The following is a 9479-nucleotide window of genomic DNA, read 5'->3' on the forward strand; positions in this document are numbered from 1 at the left end:
GCAATAAATATCAACACCAAGTATTTTAATATCTTTCATCACCTGCTCTTTATTTAAAATAGAAATTCTGTGTTGGCGCATTATAACGCCCCCTTTAAAGAGCGCACTTTTCATTGGGTTGTTTTTTTCTGACGACTTACCTGAATTACAATCGATTAATTGTGCTATGAGTCATCCCTAAATTGAGAAGGGAATATTTTTATTTCTTGCCAATCCCTTCCACCAATAAAGTTGCTGCCAGCATATTTAAACTTAACCCTTCATTTTTAGCCTGAAGTGCTAACGCAGCGTGTAAATCTTTTAGAACAAAAACATACCACTAACTACTGTATTTTAAGGCAACACTGGAATTTGGAATGAGGTCTCTAAATTCTTTAGCTGTTTTGCTCCAAGAGGTAATCGCAGATTCAATTTCGTAAACCGCTTCATTGACAATCTCACCATCGGAAACACACTCTGGTAAATTAGATCCTTATTTAAATAGACACCGCTTTCTTCCTTTATGTAAAAGGTCGAATTGTAATTGGATAAATATGTATGTTTATATTTTTTCACCTCCAATTATTCTATCAATCATTCAATAAATAATTTGACATAGATTAGTTTAATGGGTTTTTTCGCAGGAATATTTATTTCTGGTCAGACTGAGTCCAAAAAATGAGATAGCTAGTCTCTCGTTGTTCATAGGACAAACTGACCTTAACGGCAATCGTTTTCAAGTTGTTAATCTGCCAATCCACTGGATCATTTCTCATTTTCTTCAAACTGCTTGCCTGCCTTGCTCATATTTTTGAGATACCAGATATAGAACCACTCTTCAAATGTTTCTAGTAGCCCTAGCCCGTATGCAACGAAGCAAAATGCGAGAATAATGATTAACGGGATTTTTGTTTTTTAATATGAAAACGGGGTGTGGATAAGCTCCAGTTGCTATATTAGTAACCGCCTCTGAAGAAACTCTATCTAAAAAACCATGGCAATTGCTGTTTAAATATAAAGCGGAATAAATTTAATACATTTTTTATTAAAAAATTCTCATCTAATATGTTCTAAAATATTCACCATTGGTGCGTTGATTTTTTACTGAATAATAAAGTCCTGATCTATTCAACCTTTCAATAAATTGATTCCATTCAATTTGTCTCAAATCCTGCCCGATGCTTACTTTTTGTCCTCAAGCTAAATTGGTTGGCTTAATAAGCCAAAGATCTTTGGAATTGGCAAAAGCGTTAATATTTTTCTTTTCAAAAAAGATAAGCCTAAATGTTTTCGAAACCTGCCTATTACTAATTTTTCCTCCTTCGTAGGTAAGTGAACGTATTTTTCATGCGTTAGAATTTAAAATAAATTTTTATCTTGTAGAATTGTCAAACCGGCCATTCCATCAATAGACAAAACCTGTCTATTCAAGAAGGATTGTAAAAAGGACTTATAACGAATATCGTAAGACATGTCACTGCCTACCAACTCTAACTCTACTAAAAAGAGTAGAAATTGTATTTCCCTTATAATTTAGTTCACCTTTACGGTTCATTGATAGATTTTTAACATCTATGAAAAAGCTTGTTGTCCTGTAGAATTAAGTTGATCAGTCAAAGTAATTAGTTCAAAAAATACATTAATTTCGGATCAAAGAATGGAGATCGATCGTCATAAATGATACAAACCGTAGCCGGAGTGATAGAGGCTTCTTTTTCCATCTCAGTGATTACTCGTGGCCAATAGAAAGGATCATAATAAATTTGGGGTGACGATATTATGCTTAAGTTCAATTGATCATAGATTATCTGGCTCAGAAAATTGATAACACAGAACCTGTGACCACCATGGATATTTATTTCAACGAACTTTAAGTTTCCCTTTTTATCTAAAAAAATCGCAACGATAGTATAAATTATTCAAAAATTTTTTCGCTTTGATATAAGGCTAATATGATTTGTAATCGCTAAAAAAATTCCATTAATTCCGTATTTCTTTCAACAAGGCGGTCACCAATTTTCTCAATAATCGTGTTGAATTTATCACAGCATAGTTTGTAACTAGCATAGTGCTCTTTTGATAAAAAAGAAGGTGTTGGATTGATAGGTGTCTTCTTAAATAAGATGGATTTTCCGCCAATTTCTTCAACCTTTTTATCAAATAATCTATTGATATTATTATAAATTTCTTTAATCGGTTCTTTGTCATACTGCAAAAGGTAATCTATAGACTTTTTGTTATAAGCTGTAATCGGCATATATCAGTTCATTTTAATTTTAATGCTGCTCGTCTGCTCAAGCTTCTGAAGAAGATAAGCTCCCATAGATGCTATTATATTTTTATGATTATAAACATAGCACACTTTTCAGCTCATGACCCTGAGGAGTAGCTTCAAAGGAAAAACTGTAACAGCACGATAGGGAAATAGGTTGGCTAAGTCTTCAACTTCAACGGCAATATCAACATCTTAGCTCCCAGCATATACAGACAGACGGCGTTGGATGATGTTAGCGAGGTCGGTGTGTAATAAGCGGGTAAACCAATTTTCAGTAGCAAAAACATAGCGGGGAGAAAAATAAATGGCGGTAGGGAATTTTTTATTAACTTTTGCAGATATCTGCATAATTTGATCGACGACATCCGTGCCAAAGCCACTATAGGATTCGGCGGCGATGCCCTGCATTTGGGAGTATTTGACTAAATAATTCAGAGTCGTATCGGTTTGTTCTTTTTAATTTTGAAAGCGTTGTATCACTACCAAAGCTACCAATATCAACTTCGCCAGTGCTGATGAAAATAAAATTATGAAAATAACTAGGGAACATCCGAGTGACCCACAGTAAAGAATCCATAGCTGCGCCGATTTCTTTTACAAGAAAAACAGTAGTTGGCTTTTTGGGATCGATAGAGGGAATAACCGCTTCGACATGCTAAAAGTCAAAAACACATTCATGCTATATAGAACAACGAGAAATTCCACGCAGCCGTCGGTGGCAAATAAAATAAATAACGTGGCTAATCCAAAAAATATCAGACCATTTTGAGTAACCAATCGACTGGACAGCATGCCAAAGCGATGTGGCAGCCACGAGTCGATAGACATATTCGCTAAAACGCAGGGCCACCGAGGAAGCCCGTATTGGCGGCGACAATTAAAAGTCCCGCTTCTAATACCATTAATACCAATAATAAAAAGTGATGATAAGACCACGTTTGTAAAATGGATTGAAAAACGACTGCGTTGAGCGTTTGTCCTGGGACGGGATGAGCATTCCACAGTAATAAAGTAAATAATGCCTCCGGCCACCAAAATTAATGAAATGACCATGAAAAGCGTGCTTAAAAAACCTGTTTTAACGCGGGGTTCGGCAAGGATATTTACGTTATTAAAAACGGCTTATAAGCCGGTGTACGTACCAGTACCTAAAGAATAAGCCTGCATAAATAAGGCCAATACGAAAAACCATCCGAATATTCTCGGATGATGAAAAGTTTCTACGTAGGAATTCTGAATAACGGTTTTAATACCGTAGTTGTGTAAAATAATACCGGCAGTAATCACAATGATGTGTGTAATAAAAAAACCCCCAGGAAAATAATCATCAACACCTTTATTGATTCTTTGGCTCCACGCAAGTTCAGCATTAATAACCAAAAACAAAATAATCAGTTCTACCACGAGCTTATAAGATAAATATTTAAGGAATAGCAAACTGAAAAAGGAGCCTCTCTTGACTCCCGGTAAGTGGGAGAAGGAAGTTCAAAAATCATTTATTTTTTCGTTTTTCATGGGCTTTTGCTAGCTGAATTCGGGCTTCTCTTGTAATTTTTTCTTCGTCGAACTGGCGTTGTTCGATTTCATCATTAATTGTTAAAGGGCGGACGGCTACAGGTTTTAAATTTGTATCAACGGCAACCATGGCGACATAACAGGAGTTGGTATGTCGTTTTTCGCCAGTGGTTAAATTTTCAGACGACTTTGATACCCATTTCCATTGAAGTGCGTCCAACGCAAATCATTGCATAGCAAGTGACTAACTCGCCGAGATAAATTGGCTGCATTTTAAACAACACTTTGTCAACCGAAAGCGTTACGACATAATGACCACTGTAACGGGCGGCAGACGCGCAGGCTGTTTAGTCGATAAGCTTGAGATATATCTGCTATGGATAATGTTCCCTGCAAAATTCACCTTTTCCGGTGTCATGACCTCAGCCGTGCTGAGCGAACGCGGGTTTTTGGGTTCCATTGGTTCCTTGCTCTGATGGTTGGCGAGTAAAGTCCATCTTTCATGTAATGCTGGGTGAGTATAGTTGACAATCTAAATTTAAGAGCGAGCCACATGATCATGACACAAAAAAGGCCGATCACACCAAAATCCCATCCTGTGGGAATTACTCCTTTACCTCCACCATAATCGCCGAGATAAGAGATGAGCGTGACCCCCGCTAGGTAAGGCCAAACCCATAAGGCGGCTTTTGCATTCAGGGGAACTCGCTCATCGGGGTTAATGAAAGCACGGTGAATGAATAAAACGAGAAGGCCGGCCATCAAGGCGATGCCCAATTTGGAAATAACAACCCAACCGCTCCAATAAGTAAGAAGTGTACAAAGGTAAAAAGCGAAAGTGGCCCATATTGTCACGAAAGGTAATTTAAAAGGGCGTTTATAATCAGGTAATTGTTTACGCAAGGTTAATAGACAAATGGGGCCGATCCCGTAAGTGAGCGCAATTAATGAGGTAAGGAAAGTAATCATGCTGTTCCAACCCGGCAATGGCGCGAAAAGCGACATTCCCAGGAGAAAATTAGTAATGATAGCCACAACTGGATTGCCGTACAGTAACCGTTGAAACAACGGCGGAATATGATGGCTTTTACTCATCCCATACAGAGATCGTGCCGCACTGCTAGTGTACATCAGGGCTGCCGCCATCGGCCCGATAACCGCCCCGACGTATAACACAGGAAGCAGAATATCTAAATGCCCTTGATGCGCAACCGCCGTTAGAGGGCTTGTTCCCCCAGGAAGAGCGAGATGCGACCAGCCATGAATTAAATTAGAAGGGATAATTGATGTCAAAAAAGCGAACTGTAACAAAAGGTATATGATTAAACATACGATCACTGAACCAATCACCGCGAACGGCAAAGCTCGCGCGGGCTTTTTAGCTTCCCCTGCCATCTCACAAGCTTGCTTAAACCCATTAAAAGCAAAAACAATGCCACCGCCGGAGACTGCTGCAAAAACACCGTGCATCCCATAAGGCATAAAAGAGGAATAGCCGGGATGAAGAAGTTGATGGGGCGAGAAATAAACCGCCAGAATAACCAGCGCTACGATAACGGGAATCGCAATTTTTAAAAGTGTAAGCACATTATTACAGCGCAACAACCACCGTAAAGAAAAAACATTCAGCGCACTAATAGTGAGCATTAATAGGGTAGCAAGAAAATAACCAAAACCCGTTAAGCCGGCGTTACTTTGGACCAAAAAAGGAAAAAAATAACTGAAATATTGCAGTACGGCCTGAACTTCAGTCGAAGCAAACGAAGCGTAAGTAAGCCAGATAATCCAGGCAAAAAGAAAGCTCACCAGTGTGCCATGAGTATAATAGGGTATGCGTGTGCTGGAGCCCGTAATCGGTAACATAGCGCATAATTCCGCAGAAACGAACGTGATGATGATGGCGGCAGAGCCCCCGATTAACCACGCCAAAATAGCGGATGGACCCGCTAATTCTGCGGTATAATAAGCGGCGAATAACCAACCGGACCCAAGAATGGCACTGATAGAAGTGAGCAACAAGGCGAACGGTGATATAGAACGTTTTAACATAGCTTCAATAGGTTAACATGTGTAGAATATCCTATCAACTTTAGTCGCGTGTGAATACCGTTTTTTACTATGACAGCATTAAGTTCTAAACCACTCATTTTGATTGATGGATCTTCTTATCTCTTTCGAGCTTATTATGCACTGCCCCCGCTGACGAACCGCAAAGGCCAGCCAACAGGGGCGATGTATGGCGTCATTAATATGCTGCGAAAACTAATGGTGGCATATCAACCGGATTATGTTGCAGTGGTGTTTGACCCTAAGGGTAAAACATTTCGCCATGATTTGCATCACACCTACAAAGCTAACCGTGTCGAAATGCCTAATGAATTGCGAAGTCAAATTAAGCCTTTGTTTGAAATCATTCGAGCGCTCGGCTTTCCTCTTATTATTAGGGAGGGCTACGAAGCCGACGATGTGATCGCTACGTTAGCTAAAAAAGCAAAAGAAAAGGGAATGCCGGTTTTGGTTTCAACCGGCGATAAAGACTTAGCCCAGATTGTCAATGAACACGTGACATTGGTTAATACGATGAAGGACCAATTGCTCAATTCGAAAGGTGTTCTTGAAAAATTTGGCGTGCCACCTGAGAAGATTATCGATTATTTAACCTTAACTGGCGACACCACCGATAATATTCCGGGCGTCCCTAAAGTCGGCCCCAAAACCGCCGTTAAATGGCTCAGTCAATACGATTCTGTTGAGAATATTATAAAACATGCGCATGAAATTAAAGGAAAAGTTGGTGAAAACCTTCGCGCTTGTATTGATGACCTGCCGTTGATGCGCCGATTAGTAACGGTTATTTCCGATTTGCCCTTGGAAGAAAATCCAACGGATTTAATCCAAACGGAAAAAAATCGAGAAAAATTAATTGAACTATTTACCAAATATGAGTTTAAATCTTGGCTTGCCGAACTTCTAGTAAACCAAGATAAAAAAGTAGCCGCTTTTCAATATGCCACAATCACAGACAAAAAAACTTTTGAAAAATGGGTGAAGAAATTAGCCGACGCTAAAGTATTCGCTTTCGACACGGAAGCGACTGATTTTAATGCGATACAAGCAAAATTAGTCGGCATTTCATTTGCGACTTCCCCGTACGAGGCAGCCTATGTCCCGCTTGAGCACGATTATACGGGCGCGCCCGCCCAGCTTGATAAAGAAGAGGTATTGCGGGAATTAAAACCCTTATTAGAAGACCAAAATCAAACTATCATTTTCCAAAATTTAAAATACAACGGCGAGGTTTTGGCAAAAGAGGGGATTACTATCCGGACAAAGACTTACGATACACTGCTAGAGTCTTACGTTTTAAATAGTAGCAGTACACGGCACGATTTAAATACTCTGGCGTTTAAGTATTTGGGTCGCATGATGATGAAATTTGAGGATGTGGCGGGTAAGGGAATGAAACAAATCAGTTTTAATCACGTTACCCTTGATAAAGCCACTGCTTATGCGGCGGAGGATGTGGATGTCGCTTTTCAGCTTCATCATAAATTAATGCCATTAATTGAAAAAGAAAAAAATTTAAAAAAGGTCTTTGAACAAATCGAAATGCCGTTAGTGCCGATCCTCATGCAAATGGAAATGCGGGGAGTTTTAGTGGATATCGCAATGCTGCAGGCACAGAGCATCGAACTCGGTGGTCGCATTGCCTTATTGGAGCAGAAAGCTTATAAATTAGTGGGTCGCGAGTTTAATTTGAGTTCACCTAAACAATTGCAAACGATTTTATACGAAGAACTAAAACTACCAATTTTTAAAAAAACCCCCGGCGGTCAGCCATCGACAGCAGAAAATGTTTTACAAGATTTAGCCTTGAATTATCCTCTACCTAAAGTGATTTTGGAGCACCGCAGCCTTACTAAGTTAAAAACAACTTATACTGATCGTTTGCCAGTGCAAGTGCATCTAGCCGGCCGCCGAATTCACACTTCCTATAACCAAACCGTCACCTCAACAGGACGGTTATCTTCGAATAATCCCAACTTACAAAACATTCCCGTCCGTACGGAAGAAGGGCGAAAAATCCGACGCGCGTTTATCGCACCACCTGGGTTTCAGATGGTGGCGGCGGATTATTCGCAAGTGGAATTGCGTATCATTGCACACATTTCAAAAGATCCCAGCTTAATTAGGGCTTTCGATAAAGAATGGGATATTCATCGCGCGACAGCAGCTGAAGTACTTGGTGTGAACTTGGAACAAGTGACGCCCGAACAACGTCGCCGCGCGAAAGCAATTAATTTTGGGCTGTTGTACGGGATGTCGAGTTTCGGTTTAGCACGCCAATTGGGAATTGGACGCGATTTAGCGCAAGAATACATCGATATTTATTTTAAACGTTATCCTAAAGTGCATGAGTACATGCAAAAAATCCGCATTATTGCTTTTACCCAAGGCTATGTAGAAACACTTTTCGGCCGCCGCGTTTATTTACCAGACATCCACGCCTCCAATATGCAGCACCGCCGCGCTGCCGAACGCGCGGCCATAAACGCACCCATGCAAGGCACAGCCGCCGATATTATTAAAATCGCCATGATTAAAGTTAGCGATTGGCTCCAAAAAACCCCCGTTGAGGCTCATTTAATCATGCAAGTGCATGACGAACTGGTTTTTGAAGTGGCCGAAAAAGATTTAGAAAAAGTCATCCCCCAAATCAAAAAATCCATGGAAGAAGCCGTTGCCTTATCTGTGCCATTAATGGTTGATGTTGGCGCCGGGGGAAATTGGGATGAGTCGCATTAGAAAAAGTAGCGCTTTTATTCTCACTTATTGCGGGTTGAAAGCTGAGTCTTTGTTGAACATACACCTCCAAAAACTGCATCACAGGATCACGGAATGATTTCTCCCAATTACGCCATTTCTCTTTTTTCCAAGCGATTAAATATTTGTTTATTAACTCAACAGATTCCGAACAATCATTAGGTAAAACATCTTGCTCTTTAAAAATCGAATACCAGCTCTTGGGTTAGGGTACTGACAGTGGCAGTGTGAATTGTGACGGCACCATCGACATGTCTCATGCCTTATTATATTGCTTTTGCCTCTTTTTGTAAATTTTCCCATGTCGTTATTACTCATCTCACCATAACGATGAATTGTCCATATCAGGTAAAACACTCCTGCCTTTCCAAATTCAACTAAAAGTCCACAAATTCGCTGCATAGTTGACTTTGATAGATTTTTTACTATAAAGGACAGCGTTGTAGCTCCTCAATAAACTTTGAAGCCTTTTTTAAGGTGGTGTTTTGCATCCAATGCAAGGTGTTGATAATCAAGCTTGGTAAATTTTGGAGATAACCAGGAAGATAGTTGAGGGTAATAGAGCTTGCCATTGCGGATTTAAATAATTATCCTTATCCATTACATTTAAGGGATATTGCTTTGTATCTCCGTAAGTAAATTTGTAAAAAAAGTCCTTCAATCCAGGATCAACACGTGACATAATGTCAGCCCTCATTTTAAAAACTGCTTATAAAAAGGCTGTATAAACCTTAAATCATCATTGCTTTAAAAATCCATTCTCTATACATAACAAAAGCAGTTAAGTTGATGAAATGGTCAGAAAAGCTGCTGAGTATTCAGTAGAATTCCTGATGTTATTGAAGGATAAGGGGTTCTTGATGAAAGACATCAGTGGGTTAGTAAC

The 9479-nt window shown here is 39.7% G+C and carries 2 protein-coding genes and 5 pseudogenes; 1 reads left to right on the top strand and 6 read right to left on the bottom strand.

Annotated features, from left to right (window positions below):
* Nucleotides 1-199: 199 nt before the first annotated feature.
* The 6 genes and pseudogenes from FIV31_RS08640 to FIV31_RS06145 all read right to left on the bottom strand — a co-directional run.
* A pseudogene (locus tag FIV31_RS08640) lies at nucleotides 200-292 on the bottom strand (hypothetical protein); the annotation flags it as partial.
* Between the two features lie 1653 nt (nucleotides 293-1945).
* Complete coding sequence (locus FIV31_RS06130; protein ID WP_280124161.1) at nucleotides 1946-2236, bottom strand: hypothetical protein; 291 nt, start codon at nucleotides 2234-2236, stop codon at nucleotides 1946-1948.
* 176 nt (nucleotides 2237-2412) lie between these two features.
* Nucleotides 2413-2903, bottom strand: a pseudogene (locus tag FIV31_RS08645) (amino acid transporter); the annotation flags it as partial.
* A 2-nt stretch (nucleotides 2904-2905) separates the two neighbouring features.
* A pseudogene (locus FIV31_RS08650) lies at nucleotides 2906-3703 on the bottom strand (APC family permease); the annotation flags it as partial.
* Between the two features lie 43 nt (nucleotides 3704-3746).
* A pseudogene (locus tag FIV31_RS06140) lies at nucleotides 3747-4187 on the bottom strand (acyl-CoA thioesterase).
* Nucleotides 4188-4191: 4 nt separating this feature from the next.
* Nucleotides 4192-5818 (bottom strand): annotated as a pseudogene (locus FIV31_RS06145) (APC family permease).
* A gap of 69 nt (nucleotides 5819-5887) precedes the next feature.
* Between FIV31_RS06145 and polA the strand changes: the two are divergent.
* On the top strand, nucleotides 5888-8575 hold the full coding sequence (polA, locus tag FIV31_RS06150; RefSeq protein WP_280124162.1) for a DNA polymerase I: 2688 nt from the start codon (nucleotides 5888-5890) through the stop codon (nucleotides 8573-8575).
* The last annotated feature ends 904 nt before the right edge of the window (nucleotides 8576-9479 follow it).

The organism is Coxiella endosymbiont of Ornithodoros amblus (genome assembly GCF_019425495.1).
Lineage (GTDB): Bacteria > Pseudomonadota > Gammaproteobacteria > Coxiellales > Coxiellaceae > Coxiella.

Excerpts from the sequence above, each read along its gene's own strand:
- FIV31_RS06130 (WP_280124161.1), bottom strand. The coding sequence starts at position 2,236 with ATGCCGATTACAGCTTATAACAAAAAGTCTATAGATTACCTTTTGCAG.
- polA (WP_280124162.1), top strand. The coding sequence starts at position 5,888 with ATGACAGCATTAAGTTCTAAACCACTCATTTTGATTGATGGATCTTCT.